This is a genomic window from Flavobacterium endophyticum (assembly GCF_003634455.1).
GTDB classification, from domain to species: Bacteria; Bacteroidota; Bacteroidia; order Flavobacteriales; family Flavobacteriaceae; genus Flavobacterium; species Flavobacterium endophyticum.
The window spans coordinates 1,673,226-1,691,812 of record NZ_RBLC01000001.1; the positions used below are offsets into that span (position 1 = coordinate 1,673,226).

General features: G+C 39.0%; 15 protein-coding genes. 4 read left to right on the plus strand and 11 right to left on the minus strand.

Features of this window, described 5'->3' with window-relative positions; translation table 11 throughout:
* Positions 1–11 precede the first annotated feature (11 nt).
* From CLV94_RS07670 to metG, 4 genes are read right to left on the minus strand one after another with little or no spacing between them, the layout of a single operon-like run.
* A complete protein-coding gene (locus tag CLV94_RS07670) occupies positions 12–1,418 on the minus strand; it encodes a hypothetical protein (protein WP_121375816.1) in 1,407 nt (468 codons plus the stop codon).
* Positions 1,419–1,469: 51 nt separating this feature from the next.
* Positions 1,470–2,099, minus strand: coding sequence for a chloramphenicol acetyltransferase (locus CLV94_RS07675; RefSeq protein WP_121375817.1), 630 nt, complete (start codon positions 2,097–2,099; stop codon positions 1,470–1,472).
* Entirely contained in the window at positions 2,100–2,786 is a 687-nt protein-coding gene (locus CLV94_RS07680) for an HAD family hydrolase (RefSeq protein WP_121375818.1), read from the minus strand.
* 56 nt (positions 2,787–2,842) lie between these two features.
* Entirely contained in the window at positions 2,843–4,900 is a 2,058-nt protein-coding gene (gene metG, locus CLV94_RS07685; protein ID WP_121375819.1) for a methionine--tRNA ligase, read from the minus strand.
* Between the two features lie 256 nt (positions 4,901–5,156).
* Here metG and CLV94_RS07690 point away from each other — a divergent pair, with 256 nt between their 5' ends.
* The 3 genes from CLV94_RS07690 to CLV94_RS07700 all read left to right on the plus strand — a co-directional run bounded on the left by CLV94_RS07690 (position 5,157) and on the right by CLV94_RS07700 (position 7,139).
* Positions 5,157–6,047: a S66 peptidase family protein gene (locus CLV94_RS07690; protein ID WP_245982488.1), complete on the plus strand. Its 891-nt coding sequence runs from the start codon at positions 5,157–5,159 to the stop codon at positions 6,045–6,047.
* A gap of 2 nt (positions 6,048–6,049) precedes the next feature.
* On the plus strand, positions 6,050–6,409 hold the full coding sequence (locus CLV94_RS07695) for a YraN family protein (protein ID WP_121375821.1): 360 nt from the start codon (positions 6,050–6,052) through the stop codon (positions 6,407–6,409).
* Between the two features lie 70 nt (positions 6,410–6,479).
* Positions 6,480–7,139 carry an aspartate kinase gene (locus tag CLV94_RS07700; RefSeq protein ID WP_121375822.1) on the plus strand — a complete coding sequence of 220 codons (660 nt, stop codon included), beginning with the start codon at positions 6,480–6,482 and terminating at the stop codon, positions 7,137–7,139.
* 37 nt (positions 7,140–7,176) lie between these two features.
* Here the strand turns inward: CLV94_RS07700 and mfd are convergent, their stop codons facing one another.
* Both mfd and CLV94_RS07710 read right to left on the minus strand, forming a co-directional pair.
* On the minus strand, positions 7,177–10,488 hold the full coding sequence (gene mfd / locus CLV94_RS07705; protein ID WP_394345737.1) for a transcription-repair coupling factor: 3,312 nt from the start codon (positions 10,486–10,488) through the stop codon (positions 7,177–7,179).
* A 47-nt stretch (positions 10,489–10,535) separates the two neighbouring features.
* Positions 10,536–11,192, minus strand: a complete 657-nt coding sequence (locus tag CLV94_RS07710; RefSeq protein WP_121375824.1) for a hypothetical protein — start codon at positions 11,190–11,192, stop codon at positions 10,536–10,538.
* A gap of 271 nt (positions 11,193–11,463) precedes the next feature.
* Here CLV94_RS07710 and CLV94_RS07715 point away from each other — a divergent pair, with 271 nt between their 5' ends.
* Positions 11,464–12,405, plus strand: a complete 942-nt coding sequence (locus tag CLV94_RS07715) for an L-threonine 3-dehydrogenase (protein WP_121375825.1) — start codon at positions 11,464–11,466, stop codon at positions 12,403–12,405.
* A gap of 59 nt (positions 12,406–12,464) precedes the next feature.
* On the opposite strand, the gene CLV94_RS07720 is transcribed toward CLV94_RS07715, so the two are convergent.
* The 5 genes from CLV94_RS07720 to CLV94_RS17045 all read right to left on the minus strand — a co-directional run.
* Positions 12,465–12,968: a nuclear transport factor 2 family protein gene (locus CLV94_RS07720; RefSeq protein WP_121375826.1), complete on the minus strand. Its 504-nt coding sequence runs from the start codon at positions 12,966–12,968 to the stop codon at positions 12,465–12,467.
* A gap of 40 nt (positions 12,969–13,008) precedes the next feature.
* Positions 13,009–14,355 carry an ammonium transporter gene (locus tag CLV94_RS07725; protein ID WP_121375827.1) on the minus strand — a complete coding sequence of 449 codons (1,347 nt, stop codon included), beginning with the start codon at positions 14,353–14,355 and terminating at the stop codon, positions 13,009–13,011.
* A 132-nt stretch (positions 14,356–14,487) separates the two neighbouring features.
* Entirely contained in the window at positions 14,488–14,928 is a 441-nt protein-coding gene (locus tag CLV94_RS07730) for a very short patch repair endonuclease (RefSeq protein WP_121375828.1), read from the minus strand.
* 137 nt (positions 14,929–15,065) lie between these two features.
* Positions 15,066–16,007: a PorP/SprF family type IX secretion system membrane protein gene (locus CLV94_RS07735; RefSeq protein WP_121376265.1), complete on the minus strand. Its 942-nt coding sequence runs from the start codon at positions 16,005–16,007 to the stop codon at positions 15,066–15,068.
* A gap of 73 nt (positions 16,008–16,080) precedes the next feature.
* On the minus strand, positions 16,081–18,587 hold a 2,507-nt coding region (locus CLV94_RS17045; RefSeq protein WP_170148763.1), incomplete at its 5' end, for a T9SS type B sorting domain-containing protein.

The following is an 18,587-nucleotide window of genomic DNA, read 5'->3' on the forward strand; positions in this document are numbered from 1 at the left end:
AAACTTGGAGATTAGTCATTAGAATCTTCAAATTTTCGCAATGCATATTCTTTCTTTTTCGAGTCGTAATAGCCCATAATGAAATAATCGTGATAAGGAAAAACGGATACCAGCGAGACATTATTTTCATGCTGAAACTGGGAAATATAATCTACCGCAAGTCCTTGTTGTTGGATATTTTTGTGCTGGAATTTTTCATCGAACAATCCTTCAAAATAGATAGATTGCAGGTTTTGAGTGTCAAGTAGTCCGTCAATAGGATAATAACTTCCCGCTGTAATCATAGCAAAGCTGGCTGAAATTCCTAAAAGAAGCCCTCCTGTTGAACTTACATCCCTAATGCCGCCAGCCGTAACCATAATTGCATTAGGTGTTTTGTAGACAGAAATTCCGACTTCGCAATTTCTTAATTTTTGGATAAACTTTTTGGTGTTTTTTAATTCCTGACCTCTTTCATTTCCTGTCTGCGAATAAAGCGGTGAATTTTTAAATGAGATGGTATCTTTTTGACCAACAGCATAACTTTTTAACGTCTCTCCAGAAGCAATGTCAACAGCGGCAATCATCAATTCTTCATCATTTGCTTTGATTTGGTAGAGTTTGTCTTGGTGAAAATAGGAATTTGATTTGCCAATGCTTGTCGCTAATGTTAGAGACGGAATTGTTTTCTCTGTTATGCTAAAAGTATTCAAGTCAATATCAAATAACTGCGTTCTGCTCAAAGAATCAAAAGTCAGAATCATGCGATTTTTCAAAATATAAAACTTTACTTTTGAGATACTTTGAAATAAAGGATTGAGAGATCTCGTGTCTATTTTTTCAATAGAATTCTCTGCCATCAATTTATTAAACGTAGAAGATTTCCCATTCTCGTCTATAAATTTATAAGAAGAAAAGTCAATTATTTTTTCTTCTAGTTTTCCTTTATTGAAACAATAAAATTTCAGCTTGTCTTCTTTTTTGAATTGGGTAAGAATATAGAAGGAATTGTTTTCGCTAAAGACCGAAATAATTGCTTCATCCTTATAAGGAATTCGGAATTCGGTAGTGGTTGCCGTTTTATTTTCAAAATCAAAGTAAATCGATTGGATTTTGAAATAATCGCCAGAAGCCCAATATAGATATGGGTTTCCATTATCTTCAAAACTAAAGCCAGCCATAAATTCATAACTCTTATCCGGACGAGCAGCAGAAATACTATCTTTAAAAAACAAGGCGTTATTATATTTCAGCGCTCTCAAGCTTTCTTTGTCGGCTGCAAATGCAAAAACTTGGTTTTGGTTATTTACAGCGTTTAGAATCTGGTGGCTGCTGGCCGTTTTTTTCAATTCTAAAGGTTGCGAGGCAAGCAGTGTCTGCCCAAAAGAAGAAGTCGCAAAACCGTAAAAAGCAAGAAGCGTAAAAAGTAATTTTTTCATAGCCTGTTTATTTTTTATTTCTTCCTGCTCAAAAACAATACCAGTAGTTTTTTAGGAATCCATAAATTCTTGAAACTTATTTATAAACTCTCCGACATGGAAGCCATCCATAAGACCGTGATGCACATGGACAGAAACGGACATGGTTCTTTTTCCATTTTCATGAAGGACCATCTTTCCTATAGAAATTTTTGGACAGCTGTCGGGAAAAGTGAAACTTCTCGCATGGGACAAAGAGGTAAAATCCACCCAAGGAATTGCTGAAAAGTGAATCAGATTATCAACTTCGAAGCTTCTTGTAAAAAGACCTGGCGTATTTCTGACTCTTTCTATTTCTTCTAAAGCTTTTGCCTCAAAAGTTTCAAAATCAGGAAAAAATTCGACCAACGAAAACCCAAAAGTATTGTCTTCTCGAGTTAATGTAGGCGAGGCATTGACTTTGTCATAGCGATACACTTCTCCTTCGGAAATCCTGTAATGAAAATTTTCAACAGCATTTACGGCAGCTAATGTCTTGTGCAGGTAATACAAAAAAAACGAAACACCTTTTTTCTTAGAAGTTTCATATGCTTTTGTACAATCTATTGTGGCGGTTAATCCAAAAAATGGTTCTTCGAATTTACTGAAAAATTCAAAGTGCTCTTTTCTCGGCCAGTTATTTAAATCCAGTTTGGTTTTCACTTATGCTAAAATTGGCAAAACATCAGTAATCTTTTCTAATGCTTTAAAGTTTTTGTGTTCTACTTTATGGTCTATTTTTTCGTGTGCCCAAGTCGTATGAAAAGGAATATGTACAGCATGGCCTCCGATTCCCAAGACAGGCAAGACATCTGATTTTAAAGAATTTCCGATCATGAAAAATTCTTCTGGTTTGATTTCCAGTCGGCTTAACAGATCATGATAATCTTTTTCCTGTTTGTCTGACATAACTTCGATATGGTGGAAAAAATGTCCTAATCCTGAATTATGCAGTTTACGACGTTGGTCTAGCAAGTCACCTTTTGTAGCAACGACTAATTTATATTTTCCGTGCAAGGCTTCCAAAGTTTCTTCTACACCATCTAATAATTCGATTGGTCTTTGGAGCAATTCTTTCCCGTATTGGATTATTTTTTCGATAACATCGACGCTGATTGTCTTGTTAGAAATCTTCATCGCGGCTTCGATCATCGAGAGGATATATCCCTTGATGCCATAACCGTATAAGGAAAGATTTTGTATTTCTACCCGGAACAACTCTTGCGACAGTCCTTGATGTGACAGATAATCTTGCATCAAGGCGCAGAATTTTTCTTCTGTTTCTTGAAAATACGGCTCGTTTACGAATAAAGTGTCGTCTGCGTCGAAAGCAATTACTTTTATATTCATTTTATATCGTATAACCCTGTCAGCGTTTAAGCGCTGATAGGGTTGGTTGAATTATATTAATTTATAGTTTCTCCGTTTCCGGCTTCTGCATCTGGGTTGACGAAAACTAATTTTCCTTCTGCGTTTGTAGTCATCAGAATCATTCCTTGGCTTTCTACGCCTCGAAGATTTCTTGGCGCTAAGTTGGCCAAAACAGTAACTTTTTTTCCGATAATTTCTTCAGGAGAAAAGCTTTCTGCAATTCCAGAAACGATGGTTCTTACGTCAATTCCCGTATCAATTTTTAATACTAAAAGCTTGTTTGCTTTTGGCATTTTTTCAGCTTCCAAAATAGTTCCGACACGCAAATCCATTTTTGCAAAGTCTTCATACTGGATTAAGTCTTTTTGCGGTTCTGCTTTTTTATTTTCGGCCTTATTGGCTGTTTTTGTAGCTTCCAACTTATCGATTTGTTTTTGAATTTCTTCGTCCTCTATTTTAGCGAAAAGCAATTCAGCTTCTCCAATTTTATGTCCGGCTGGAATTAGGTCTGAATCTTCGGAAATTGTATCCCAAGAAAAATTGTTTTCTGTTTTCAGAATACGTGCTAATTTTTGTGCTGTAAAAGGCAAAAATGGTTCCGCTAAAACGCTCAAAGCTCCAGCAATCTGTAATGCCACATACATCTGTGTATGAACTCTTTCCGGATTGTCTTTAATAACCTTCCAAGGTTCTTCGTCTGCCAAATATTTATTTCCTAAACGGGCTACATTCATCAATTCTCCTAAGGCTTCTCTAAATCTATAACGCTCTACCGAGCTTGCGATTACGGCAGGATAGGCTTTTAATTCAGCTAAGGTCGCTTCGTCGATTTCAGAAAAATCATTTGGCTGCGGCACGATTCCGTCATAATATTTGTTGGTCAGGACAACCACACGGTTAATGAAATTCCCAAAAATTGCTACTAATTCATTATTATTTCTGGCTTGGAAATCTTTCCATGTAAAATCATTGTCTTTTGTCTCAGGCGCATTTGATGTCAAGGCATAACGCAATACATCTTGCTTGTCTGGAAAATCTTCCAGGTATTCGTGCAACCATACCGCCCAGTTTTTAGAAGTAGAAAGCTTGTTGCCTTCCAAATTCAAGAACTCGTTTGCAGGAACATTGTCCGGAAGAATATAACTTCCTTCGGCCTTCAGCATTGCTGGAAAAATCACACAGTGGAAAACGATATTGTCTTTTCCGATAAAATGTACAAGTTTTGTGTCGTCTGATTTCCAATACGGTTCCCAGTCTTTTCCTTCGCGTTGCGCCCATTCTTTTGTAGAAGAAATGTAGCCAATAGGTGCGTCAAACCATACATACAACACTTTTCCTTCTGCACCTTCCACAGGAACTGGGATTCCCCAATCTAAATCTCTTGTTACGGCGCGAGGCTTTAGGCCGTCGTCTAGCCAAGATTTTACTTGTCCGAATACGTTAGGTTTCCAGTCGTTTTTATGTCCGACTAAAATCCACTCTCTCAAAAAAGCATCATATCTGTCCAAAGGTAAAAACCAATGTTTTGTTGATTTCAAAATAGGAGTTTCACCTGTAATAGTTGATTTTGGATTGATCAAATCAGTTGCATTTAACGACGAACCACATCTTTCGCATTGGTCGCCATATGCTTCGTCATTGCCACATTTTGGACAAGTTCCAATCACAAAACGGTCAGCTAAAAACTGATTGGCTTTCGCATCATATAATTGCTCTGTTACTTCTTCGATAAAATCGCCTTTTTCATATAAAGTCCTGAAGAATTCAGAAGCAGTATCGTGATGTATTTTTGCAGAGGTCCTTGAATAATTGTCAAAAGAAATTCCGAAATCCTCAAATGATTTTTTGATTATCGCATGGTATTTATCGATGACTTCCTGCGGGGTGATTCCTTCTTTTTTTGCTTTCATAGAAATGGCCACGCCATGTTCGTCGCTTCCGCAAATAAAAGCCACATCGCGGTTCTGCAAACGCAAGAAACGCGCATAAATATCGGAAGGAACATACACTCCTGCCAAATGCCCGATGTGTATCGGTCCGTTAGTATATGGCAAAGCCGCTGTAATCGTATATCTTTTTGGATCTTGTATCATGGATTTTCTATAATAAGTATGCAAAAATAATCTATTAGCGCTGAAATACCTAAAACCGTCCTATAATTCTAAGGATTAAGAAAACATGATTTCTTCAAGCCTTGAAGCAATGCCCAACTTGCATAGTAAGCCGTTTATTCGTTTATTTGTTTAACAGAAAATAGACATTATGCAAAGGCCAAACCGATTAAAATTATTCTTCATAATAGTATCATTATTAAATTTCGTAACCTTTCATGCGCAAAACAAAGTCATCATGCCAGAATATTTAAAAAAAGGAGATACTGTAGGCATTTTAGCTACAGCCAGAAAAATTGACTTAGCCACATTGGAACCAGGGATTAAATTGCTGGAAAGCTGGGGGCTAAAAGTTATCATAGGAAAAACTATCGGCAAAGAACAAAACCAATTGGCTGGTGCTGATTGGCAGCGTGCTACCGACTTTCAGGAAATGTTGGACAATCCGAATATCAAGGCGATCTGGGCTGCAAAAGGCGGTTATGGAACCGTGAGAATCGTCGACAGGATTGATTTTACTAATTTCAAGAAGAAACCGAAATGGATTGTAGGTTTCAGCGATGTCACGGTCTTGCATAGTCATATCAATAATATGGATATCGGTACGCTTCATGCTATCATGGCCATCAGCGCGAAAACAGCTACACCAGAAGCCATCGAATCTTTTAGGAAAGCATTATTTGGCGAAAAATTAGAATATCATATTCCGGCTCATCCGTTTAACAAAAACGGAAAGGCGCAAGGCGAACTGGTTGGAGGAAATCTTTCGGTGTTGTATAGCATCCAAGGTTCCAAATCAGCAGTAGATATGAAAGGCAAGATTCTTTTTCTAGAAGATTTGGACGAATATCTCTATCACATCGACAGGATGATGATGAACCTCAAAAGAAACGGTTCGCTGGAAGGTGTTAAGGGAATTATTATTGGCGGAATGACTTCCATGAATGACAACGATATTCCTTGGGGCAAAGATGCTTTGGAAATCATCCAAGATATCGTAAAAGACCTTAAAATACCAGTTGCTTATAATTTTCCAGCCGGGCATATCAAAGACAATCGTGCCTTGATTTTAGGAAAAAATGTGACGTTTGAAATCAATGACAAAGAAACAATCTTGAAGTTTGAATAACCATGGCCGTCCACAATGAGCTTGGAAAATTAGGAGAAGAACTAGCTGTAGACTATCTTCAGAAGGAAGGGTATGAAATTCTGGAAACCAATTGGATTTTTCAAAAGGCAGAAGTCGATATTATTGCTAGGAAAGCGGAAACCCTTGCTATCATTGAAGTTAAGACGAGATCAAGTATTGAGTTCGGACTGCCGCAAGAATTTGTAAAGCCTAAAAAAATACAACTTTTAGTAAAAGCTGTAAATGAATATGTAATTGTTAAAAATTTAGATGTCGATGTACGCTTCGATATCATATCAATTCATAAAAACGGCAAAAATTTCACAATTAACCATCTGATTGATGCTTTTTTACATTTTTAAGTGGTTATGCTTTTAACAAATTGTTTTTAAATTGTATGTTTGTAAAACTATTACCACCAACATAACCATTATGAAAACAATTTCTTCTGTTGTAGAGCACTACATCAAAACAAAGCCTTTCCTCTTGAGTGCTTTGTCGCAAGGAATCATCAATCTGACCTCGCTGTCCAGAAATATGCTTCCTGATTTAAAACAAGAGTTAGGAAAAGAGGTTAAACAAGGAGCTGTCGTCATGGCCTTAAAACGCCTTTCTGAAGACCTTGATTTTAGATTGAATCACAAAATTTTAAAAGTACTGAAAAGTATTGGAGAGATTACAGTGCGTTCATCGCTTACCGATTTTACATTCGCAGTATCAGATAAGATTTTAGACAAGCAAGCCAGCTTGATTTCTGAAATCAATACTTATTCTGATATTTTCTATACTTCCTCGAGAGGTGTCAGCGAAACCAATATTGTGGTCAGCGAAAGCGTAAGCCATTTAGTTGACAAACATTTTGTGGGCGAGAAATTGCTCCACAAATGGGAAAATTTGGCTTCGATTACGGTAAAACTTCCAAAAGACAACGTTTCGACTCCTGGAGTATATTACTTTATTTTCCAGCGACTGGCTTGGGAAGGAATTATCGTAAACGAAGTAATTTCGACTTCTTATGAATTCACGATTCTTGTCAGCGAAGAAGAAGTAGATGTCGCTTTCAAAGTAATCAAAGACTTGAAAAGTCTATAAATAAAAAAGCCGTTTAATTTAAACGGCTTTTTTATTGTTACATCATTTCGATAAGCTCTAATGCTTTTTTGACCGACTTTACATTCTCGAAAGTCAAGAGAAGTCGTAAGCCATTTTTTGTTTCCTTTTCTTTCATCTTGCACAAGTTGCCATTCTTTTGCACAAACTGTAATACTTTGTGGAATTGGTTTGATGTGTAATATTCCGACTGCTGGTCCGAAACAAAATAAGCGACCATCTTGCCTTGCTTTAAGACTAATTTTTCGATTCCTAAACGGGTAGCAATCCACTTGATACGGATGCTGTTTAGCAAAGCGATAGCTTGTTTTGGTAATGCGCCAAATCGGTCAATCAGTTTCTTTTCATAAGCGATGAGTTCTTCTTCGTTCTTCACATTGCTCAGTTCATTATAGAGATTTAGCCTTTCGGAAACATTATTGATATATTCATCGGGGAACAATAATTCGAAATCAGAATCAATCTGTATTTCTTTTACATATTCTTTCTCGCCGCCTTTGTCTTCATCTTCATATAAATCTTTGAACTCATTTTCTTTCAGCTCTTCGATGGCTTCGTTCATGATTTTTTGGTAGGTTTCAAAACCAATCTCGTTAATGAAGCCGCTTTGCTCTCCACCTAATAAATCTCCAGCACCCCTGATCTCCAAATCTTTCATGGCGATATTGAAACCGCTTCCCAGTTCACTAAATTGTTCCAAAGCTTGGATTCTTTTTCGGGCATCATCTGTCATGGCAGAATACGGAGGCGTGATAAAATAACAGAATGCTTTTTTATTGCTTCGTCCTACGCGACCACGCATCTGGTGAAGATCCGACAGTCCGAAATTGTTGGCATTGTTGATGAAAATCGTATTGGCATTTGGCACATCAAGTCCGCTTTCAATAATGGTAGTCGCTACCAATACGTCAAATTCGCCGCTCATAAAGGCAAGCATCAATTCTTCTAGCTTTTTGCCGTCCATCTGACCGTGGCCAATTCCGACTCTTGCTCCTGGAACAAGACGCTGGATCATTCCGGCAATTTCTTTTATGTTTTCAATTCGGTTGTTGATAAAGAAAACCTGTCCGTTTCGTTGTATTTCATAAGAAATCGCATCACGAATCAATTCTTCATTGAAACCTACTACCTGCGTTTCAATCGGATAACGATTTGGCGGAGGCGTCGTAATAACCGACAAATCTCGTGCGGCCATCAACGAAAACTGTAACGTTCTCGGTATTGGCGTTGCGGTCAATGTCAAGGTATCAATATTGTGGGCAATCGTCTTTAGCTTATCTTTTACGTTAACGCCGAATTTTTGCTCTTCATCAACAATCAGCAATCCAAGGTCTTTGAAAACCACATTTTTATTGACTAATTGGTGCGTTCCGATGATAATGTCCAATTTTCCTTCGGCCAACTGTTTTAGGGTTTCTGTTTTCTGTTTTGCAGTTCGGAAACGATTCAGATAGCCCACAGAAACAGGCATGTCTTTTAGCCTTTCCGAAAAAGTCTTATGATGTTGGAAGGCCAAAATAGTTGTCGGGACCAAAACAGCAACTTGCTTTCCGTTGTCTACCGCCTTGAATGCCGCACGAATAGCGACTTCTGTTTTTCCGAAGCCTACATCGCCGCAAACCAAACGGTCCATTGGGCGTTCGTTCTCCATGTCGGCTTTTACTTCTTGGGTTGCCTTGAACTGATCTGGCGTGTCTTCATATATAAAAGAAGATTCCAATTCGGCCTGAAGATAACTGTCCGGATCGTATTTGAATCCTTTTTCCAATCTTCGCTTGGCATACAATTGAATCAGGTTGAAAGCGATGTGCTTGACTCTTGCTTTGGTCTTCTGCTTAAGGACTTTCCATGCGTTCGAACCGAGCTTGTATATTTTTGGCGGAGTGCCGTCTTTTCCGTTGAATTTGGAAATTTTGTGCAAAGAGTGAATGCTTACATACACAATGTCATTATCCGCATACACCAGCTTGATGGCTTCCTGCGTTTTTCCTTCGACTTGAATTTTCTGCAAACCGCCAAACCTTCCAATTCCGTGGTCGATATGCGTCACATAATCGCCTACAGAAAGCGTATTCAGCTCTTTTAGCGTGATGGTCTGTTTTTTAGAATAACCGTTTTTGATGCTGAATTTGTGGTAACGTTCAAAAATCTGATGGTCCGTATAACAGGCAATCTGGTTTTCTTCGTCGATAAATCCTTGATATAAAGGGAAGACGATCGTATGGTATTGCTTTCTGATGTTTTCGCTATTGGCCTCGTCTAGAGATTCAAAAATATCGTGAAAGCGTTTGGCTTGCTGTTCGTTAGAACAGAAAATAAAATTTTTATATCCGTTGAAATGATTGTCGTTAAGGTTGTTCAGCAACAAATCAAATTGTTTATTGAAAGAAGGCTGCGGCAGAATATGAAACTCGAAAGTCTTCTGTGTCTTAAAAATAGGCTTGGAACTGACTTCTGCAATCGTAAAATCCAATGCTTTTTTGATGAATGCTTCTTGATTCAGGAATAATTCTTCGGGAGCGATATGATTGACGGTCGATTGCATAGAACCGAAAATCTCTTTTGCTTTTCCAAAAAGCTGGTCCAATTTTGAAAAAAGCAATTCTGTATTTTGGATAAAAAGAACTGTCCTTTCGTTGATATAATTTAAAAAGCTTTCACGGTTTTCTTGAAAGAATTTATTTTCTACGTTTGGAATAATCGTGATCTTTTTCTGCTTTTCGATCGAAAGCTGCGTTTCTACATCAAAAGTTCGAATGCTGTCGACTTCGTTTCCAAAGAATTCAATACGGAAAGGGTTTTCATTCGAAAACGAAAAGACGTCGAGAATACCGCCTCGTACCGAAAATTCTCCCGGCTCCGTTATAAAATCAACACGCTTGAATTCGTATTCAAATAATACTTCGTTGATAAAATCTATTGAGATTTGGTCGCCTACAGCAACCTTTAAAGTGTTTTTATCGAGTTCTTTTCGAGTGACAACTTTTTCAAAAAGCGCCTCGGGATACGTTACGATGACGGCCGGTTTTTTTCGCGAATTGATTCTGTTTAAAACTTCGGCACGAAGAAGAACACTGGCATTGTCGGTTTCTTCAATTTGATACGGGCGTCGGTAAGAACCTGGGTAAAAGAGCACGTCTTCTTCGCCTACCAATTGTTCCAAATCATTCAAGTAATACGCGGCTTCTTCCTTGTCTTGAAGAATAACAAGGTAAGGCTGGTCGCTTTTTTCAAACAATGAGGCCACGACAAAAGACAGCGAAGAACCGATAAGGCCCTTTAACTGTATTTTAGTATCTCGAACAGCAAGACTTTCAGAAATCTGCTTGATTTTTGGAGTGCTAGCGTATATTTTTAGAATGTGCGGTTTCAAATGTGCTATTGACTTTTTTGTTTTGGATTATGGTGCGGGATAATTCCTCCTTGTTGTGTGGTGTTGCTTGGCTTTGGCTGTTCGGAAGGCGGCTGGGGTGTTTTTAATGAATCTTTTCCTAGCGATTGAAGCATTTCTGCTTCCCCTTCTTCAAGACGGATCTGGCTTTTCTTTACGATTTCATCCATCTGTGATGTAAGCGAGGCAAGTTCTTCATTGATTTCAGGAATGAGCTTTATTACTTTTTGTTCTTGAATATGGCTCAGGTTTATGTATAAATCTAACGATCTTACTTTTGTAGCCAGCGTCATGATACGGCTTCTTACTTCTGGTTTGTCAAAGACAGCAGGAATGTGATTGTTGAGGTCTATGACTCTTTTCGATAATGTTTTTGCCTTTTGTTGGAACGCTCCAATAGAGCTTTTTGGCTTTTGGTTCAGCTCGGTCATGAAAAGACGCCATTCATCCCAATTCTCGATGATGTTTGCAACAGAAGGATTCATCGACGGAGTATTGAAATTCCACGATTTGTCTATAGAGGCAAAAATCTGCTCATTTTTTTTGGAGTCTTTTGCATTGGCTTCAAGTCTAGCGGCCTCGTCATCTTTGCAGGAAACAAGAAAGCAAAAAAGCACCAATATGATATAGGAATAAATCTTCATCGAAATATTTTTGAAATGCAAAGTTAGCAAACAATTGCATAAGAAAACGAAGGCAATAAGGCTGATATTCATAAAAGTTCATTAAAATTTGTCCTTATTGGCAACTGAATAATTGTTAGTGAATGAGGCGATTATAAAGAATAAATTATGAAATCTGAATTTATCCAACGGAAAAATCACAAATCTTTCAGATTCTCTTCCTAAATCCAACGAGCCAAAGTAAATTTTGTTTTTCGAAATCGTTATCTTTGTCCAACAAAAATCTGGAAGAATGCATGCAAAAATCTTAATTATAGGGGCTTGTGGCCAAATAGGAACTGAATTGACAAAAAAACTTCGAAGCCAATATGGCAAGGATGCAGTAATCGCTTCGGACGTTCGAAAAGGAAGTCCTGAATTTGTAAACTCTGGTCCGTTTGAAGTTGTAAATGCTTTAGATTTCAACCAAATTGAGACTATAATTGAGAAATATGAAATTGAAGATGTGTATTTGATGGCAGCATTACTTTCTGCTACAGCTGAAAAAAATCCTGCTTTTGCGTGGGACTTGAATATGAATTCGCTTTTCCACGTATTGAATCTGGCTAAAGCCGGAAAGATCAAAAAAATATTCTGGCCATCGAGTATTGCCGTTTTCGGACCGACGACGCCAAAAGAAGATACGCCTCAATATACGATTATGGAGCCTTCAACAGTATATGGCATCAGCAAGCAGTCAGGTGAAAGATGGTGCGAATACTATCACAACATTTTTGGCGTGGACATCCGAAGCATCCGTTATCCAGGCTTGATCAGCTGGTCGACTCCTCCAGGCGGCGGTACTACTGATTATGCTGTGGATATCTATCACAAAGCTTTGAGCGACGGAAAATACGAATGCTTTTTGTCTGAAGAAACTAAGCTTCCGATGATGTATATGGACGATGCAATCCGTGCCACGATAAGCATTATGGAAGCTCCGAAAGAAAGTATCAAGATCCGTTCTTCGTATAATTTAGCAGGAATCAGCTTTACCCCAGAAGAGATTGCTGCCGAGATCAAAAAACATATTCCAGAATTTTCGATTTCGTATGCGCCTGATTTCAGGCAGAAGATTGCCGACAGCTGGCCATCAAGCATTGATGATTCGTATGCCAGAAAAGATTGGGGCTGGAAGCATGAATTTGACTTGGAAAGTATGACTAAAGATATGCTGGAACATTTATCAGAATAAAAAGAAACCCGAGAGCTATTTGTTCTCGGGTTTCTTTTTTAAGTTTAATTAAAAAAGGCTTATTGCTTTTTTAATTTATCGATAAGCGGATTTTCTATCGGTTCTTTAATTTTGATTACTTCATTTGAAATGTCATTTGGAATGGTCATCGAGAGCACATAATGTCTAATTTTCCATTCGCCATTGACTTTTACCACAACTCCAGAGCCACGACAGATTTTCATCTCGGTGTCCAAAAGTTCGTCAAACCAAGCCAGTTTTTTATCGTCGCTGAAATAAATGTTTCTTTCTAAAGCTTTGAAATTCCATGCCTGACCTTTGTCAAAATAAGGTTTGGAGAACGCTTCGAATTCTTTTTTGTTCCAGTTTTCTGTAGCATCTGTCCCGATAAAAATCGAATTCTCGGTCAGTTGGTCAAAATAGTTTTTGTAGTCTGCATTGGCTGCTGCGGCATGCCAGTTGTCTAGCATTTTTGTGATTTTTTCTTTTTCAGCATCAGCTTTCTTTTGGCCGTAAGTTGCTACAGTTAGCGTCAGGATAATGATAAGCGTAATTTTTTTCATCTGTAATTTTTTCTTTAAAGATAACAAAATTACTAATAGGTCACGAGTGTCCTAGCTGTTCATCATGTTGGGAAAGATCCAATCCTATAATTTCCGATTCTTCGGATACGCGAAGCGGGATAAATAAATTGGTGAATCGAAACAGGAAATAAGACCCAAAAAAGGTAAAGCTAGAAACCAATACCAATGCCATGATGTGGTGGGCAAAGACATTCCATCCGCCGTGAAGCAGGCTTGCATTTTCTCCCTGTGCAAATATAGCCGTGAGCACCATTCCGGTTATGCCGCCAACTCCATGACAGGCGAAAACATCGAGGGTATCGTCAATCTGTTTTAGCTTTTTCCAATAAAGCATTTTGTTGGATATAATTGCGGCCAAGAATCCGAAGAAGATACTTTTCGGAATAGAGATGTACCCCGCTGCTGGCGTAATAGCGACCAGTCCGACTACTGCTCCGATGCAGGCTCCCATGGCTGAAACTTTTCTTCCATTGATTCTGTCGAAAAACACCCAAGTAAGCATGGCTGAGGCTGAGGCAATTGTTGTTGTTGCGAAGGCCATGGCCGCGGTTGCATTTGCGGCAAGAGCCGATCCTGCGTTGAAGCCAAACCATCCGAACCATAGCATTCCTGTTCCTAAAAGGACAAACGGAATATTGGCGGGAATGTGTTCGCTATTCTTGCGTTTCCCTAAAACAAGTACTCCTGCTATGGCAGCAAAACCAGCGCTCATATGAACTACAGTGCCTCCTGCGAAATCCTTAACTCCGAAATAACTTCCTAGCAGGCCGTTCGGATGCCAGACCATGTGGCAGAGCGGCGTGTAGATAAACAAAGTAAACAAACAAATAAACATGAGAAAGGAGATAAAACGGATTCGTTCCGCAAGAGATCCTGTAATTATAGCGGGCGTGATTACTGCAAATTTCATTTGGAAAAGGGCAAACAGTATAAAGGGAATAGTGGAGGCCATTTTGAGATGGGGATGTTCTCCGACATTGTCGAAAAAAGAAAAAGTAGCAGGATTTCCTATAATCCCATAGTGTTTTCCATCAATTACAAAGCCAATAGAGTCTCCGAAAGAAAGGCTAAATCCAACGACTACCCATAATAGGCTAATGACTCCTAGGCAGATAAAGCTTTTTAGCATTGTTGAGATTACGTTTTTCTTGCCTACCATTCCTCCATAGAAAAAGGAAAGCCCTGGAGTCATCAGAAGGACAAGACAGGAAGCTGTCAGAAGCCATGCTACATCAGCAGGGATTATAGCGTTTGTACTTCCGAAATCGGAAGCAGGAAAGTCAGTTTTGGGTTCATAGACTAATCCGATGAGGGCAACAACGGTGATAATGATAAAAGAAGCAATCCAACGTTTTTCTATTTTCATTTCTATTATTTTATAGTTATACCCTATTTTTATATAGGTAAAAGTATAAAATTATATTAAAATATAAAATTATGCCCTATAAAAACATAGGTATAATTTACGAAAACGTTATAATTTTAAGTTTGAAATAATTTAAAAATCGCGATAATGAATTTTTTTGTGGACGCTTTCTATTTCTTTTTCTATGGTCCGGACGGTTGTATAAATCTTTCTTTTTACGTCCTTGCTCCAAAACCGAAGCACAAGCCAGCCTTTAGAAGCTAGGTATTCATTAACGATTTTATCACGGTCTCTATTTTTTTCAATTTTTGCCACCCAATATTCTTTGTTGGTGTCGAGCCGATGTTTTATGGTTTCCCAGTCTTTGCCATGAAAGAATTCTCCATCGACAAATATTGCGATTTTATACTTTTTGAAAGAAAGGTCAGGAGTTCCAAAAATAGTTTTGTCGTGTTTCCTATATCGGTGCCCGCGGTGCCAAAGTGCTTTCGCCAAAAGTCTTTCTTCTTTGGTGTCTTTGCCTTTTATGGCCCGCATTATCTTGCTTCGTTTTTCTTTTGAGAAAACATCCATTTCTAAAAACTATTAGTGGCGTTAGTTTTTGAAGGCGGATACTAAATTTAAGAACTGGCGATTACTGTGATTAGCTAAGATAATCAAAAAAGAAACGCGGGTCAATTGCCCGCGTTCTGTAAAAAGTTATAAGATTTTTAGAAAGTACAAGCACAATTGCTGACACCTTGGAAAATATCAAGACCCAAAGTAATCATGTGAGTACCGCTGTTATAGGCCAATAGCTCATTTGTGGTAAGCTGATAGGAATAGGCGAAATAAAAATTAGATTTTTTCAATCCTGCCATAGGTCCTATGTTGACAGGCTCTAACATCTGGTCGTTTAGGAAACGGTAGCTTATCCCAGCCCAATAGTAGTCTTCGCTGTCTTTCCAGCGCAGTTTTACGTTCAAGTCTGTGGAAGAACGTCCGTCGCTTTCAAAATATTGGACATAGGCAGAAGGCTCTACTTCGAAGTCGCTGTTTCTGTTTTCTCTAAAAATGTAACCGGTATAAAATTGATAATTTCGAAGTTTTCCAGGTTCATTGATGTTGAATTTATCTAGATTTTTATCCAAGATATTGCTGGCATTAAAACTGAAGTAAAAATCTTGGAATCGGTACAATACGGCCACATCAAAGTTATGGTTGACAACGGAACGATCATCACGGACAGCCATATCTGGGACATTAAAATTTTCGATTTCAAGTCGGAATTGGTTCAAGTTGTACGAAATACCGAAGGATAAGAACTGGTCGTAATATTTGTCCAAGATAAGGTGATGGGCAAAAGAAAATTTGCCTCCATATTGCCTTGTGTTTCCGTTTTTGTCATTATAAAGAAATACTCCGATTCCTGAATTGTCCGAGATTCTCATGTCGCCAGCCAAAGACTGCATGTCTGGCGCATCTTTGATTCCGACCCATTGGGTCAGTCCGTTCATCCTAATCTTCACATTGTCTCCGATTCCGGCATAAGCAGGAGAAATCACAAATGGATTATCTGCCAAATATTGAGTGAAGGTAGGTATCGACAATTCTTGAGAATGCAGGCTGTGCATAGACAAGAAAATCAGCAGAAGATAGTATATTTTTTTCATTTTGTGTTTGTTTTTGGGGCACTTTAATTGAAGCCGTTTCTGCCAAATAGTAGCAGAAACGACTTTTCTTTTTTTATCTGTAAATAGTGAAGTTTCCGACAAATTCTCTGTTATCATTCGGATTTCCGAGCTTGATGAGGTACCAGTAATCTCCAGAAGGCATTTCGGTTCCGTTGTATCTTCCGTCCCACGATTGGCCTTGTCGCAACGATGCGAGTTTCCTTCCGTATCGGTCAAAGATATCGGTCGTAATGTTCGGATAGTTTTGAGTATTGCCTGGCGACCAAGTGTCGTTGTCGCCGTCGTCATTCGGAGTGGTTACGTTTGGAATCGTAATATCTGTAAATATTACATTGATAACAGCTCTGGCTTCGCAGCCGCTGCTGTCGGTCACTACAACTTCATAAGTACCCGATTGGAAGAATACATATACATTATTCCTTCCGTTGTCATAGCCGTTGAAAGTATAGGTATAATTCCCTGTTCCTCCAGAAGCTGTCGCGGTAATTTGGTTAAGCCCTGTTTCTGCTAATGTTACTGTCAGCGGTATTCCATTGTTGATGCTAAAAGAAACGGTATCTGTACACGCAGAAGCATGAACTACCTCCACAGTATGGCTTCCATTAGGAAGATTTGTAAAGATGTTTCCAGTCTGAGGTGTTCCTCCATCCAACGAATAAGTTACTGCGTTGGCCACACTTGGGTTGATTAGGATTGTAACTGTGTTTTCGCCGCAGTTGTAAACGATAGTTTCGTCAGCATCAATGTCAACTGGAGCATCTAAGGTCACTTGAACAGAAGTAGTACAGCCTTTTGCATCTTTTACATAGATGGTATAGGTCTGTCCTCCGTCTAAGTTCTCGTATAAAAATTCACCTCGTACATAAGTACCGTTTTCTGTAAGACTCGTAGAATAAGGTGCTGTTCCTCCGCTTACCGAAATCTCAATAGCGCCATTATTGTCATCTACGCAGATTTCTTGAAGTACATCTATTGCTGTTGCCTGCAAAGCATTTGGCTCGGTTACTGCAATAGCGACTTCTCTGTAACATCCTTTAGAATCAACAGCTCTTACAAAATAATTTCCTGCCGCAATATTCTGGAATACGTTGCTAGAAGAAAGGACAAAGTCAGGAGAAATTCCATATTGTAAAGGTCCTGTTCCGCCAGAAGCTGTTATGGTAATTCTTCCGTTCGCAAGTCCGTTGCAGGTTGCATTAACTGCTGTTGCCGTTGCCGTAATTGGCACCACTGGGTTGATTCTGAAAGAGGCAGTTTTAGTACATCCGTTGGTATGCTTGACATAAACAGTATGGTTTCCAGGTGCCAAATTGCTGAAGGTGTTTGATGTCACATATGTAATTCCGTCTAATGAATACTGTACGTCGTTTACAACCGCCGGATTTACTGAAACAGTTACGGTATTTCCAGGTATATTGTTGTCACAATTCGTCGTTACAGCTACAGTCGGCTGTAAGTTTAAGCCTTCGTTTATGCGGAATACTGCAGGAGCCATTAGACATCCGTTGGCATCTTTTACATACACAGTATACTGTCTTCCTCCAATCAATCCGGTATAGGTCAACGTCGGCGTGAAGTTGGCAGGATTGTTTGAATTAAGACTCGTGAAATACGGAGCCGTTCCTCCAGAAGGGATTATCGTTATTGTTCCATCATCCGATCCGTCGCAGGTTTCTGGTGTTCCGTTTACGATAGCCGTAAGTGCAGCGGCAGGCTGTGTTACTGTAATATTCGTAAGCGTAACTTCGCAACCGTTTTGGTCTTTTACTTTTATCGAATAAGTTCCAGCAGCAAGATTGTTGAAAGTGCTTGATGAAATATAGGTATAAGCCGGAGAAATTGCATATTGGAATATTCCTGTTCCTCCTGATGCTGTAACTTGAATACTTCCTGTCGATTGTCCGAAGCATAGAACGTTAGCCGTCACATTAGCAGTTGCTGTAACAGGCACTATAGTATTGATTGTGAAAGGAGCCGTTTTCGTACAGGTATTCTGATGCTGAACGTAAGCGGTATAGTTTCCAGGCGCCAGGTTGGTAAAGGTATTTGAAGTGCCATAGGTTATTCCGTCTAGTGAATATTGTACCTGTCCTGCGACCGCTGGATTTACGTTTATGGTTACCGTGTTTCCAGGGACATTATTCGTACAGTTCGTTACTACGGTTGCTGTAGGTCGAATGTCTACACCTCGATTTATGGTAAAAGTCAGCGGTGTTATAGAACATCCGTTGGCATCCTTCACATATACAGTGTAGGTCTGTCCTCCGTTCAAATTCTGGTAGACGAAAAGATCCTGTACAAAATCTGCAGCGTTGTTGGAATTGAGGCTAGTAAAATATGGAGCCGTTCCTCCAGAAGGCGTAATGGTTATTGTTCCGTCATTATTTCCAAGGCAGGTTTCTGGCGTTCCGTTTACCGTTGCAGAAAGCGCTGAAGCTGGCTGTGTTACGGTGATGTTCGATAATACGATTTCGCATCCTATCGCGTCCCTTACATTTATGGTATAAGTTCCGGCCGCAAGATTGCTGAAAGTATCCGAAGTTCCATAAACAAAGGCTG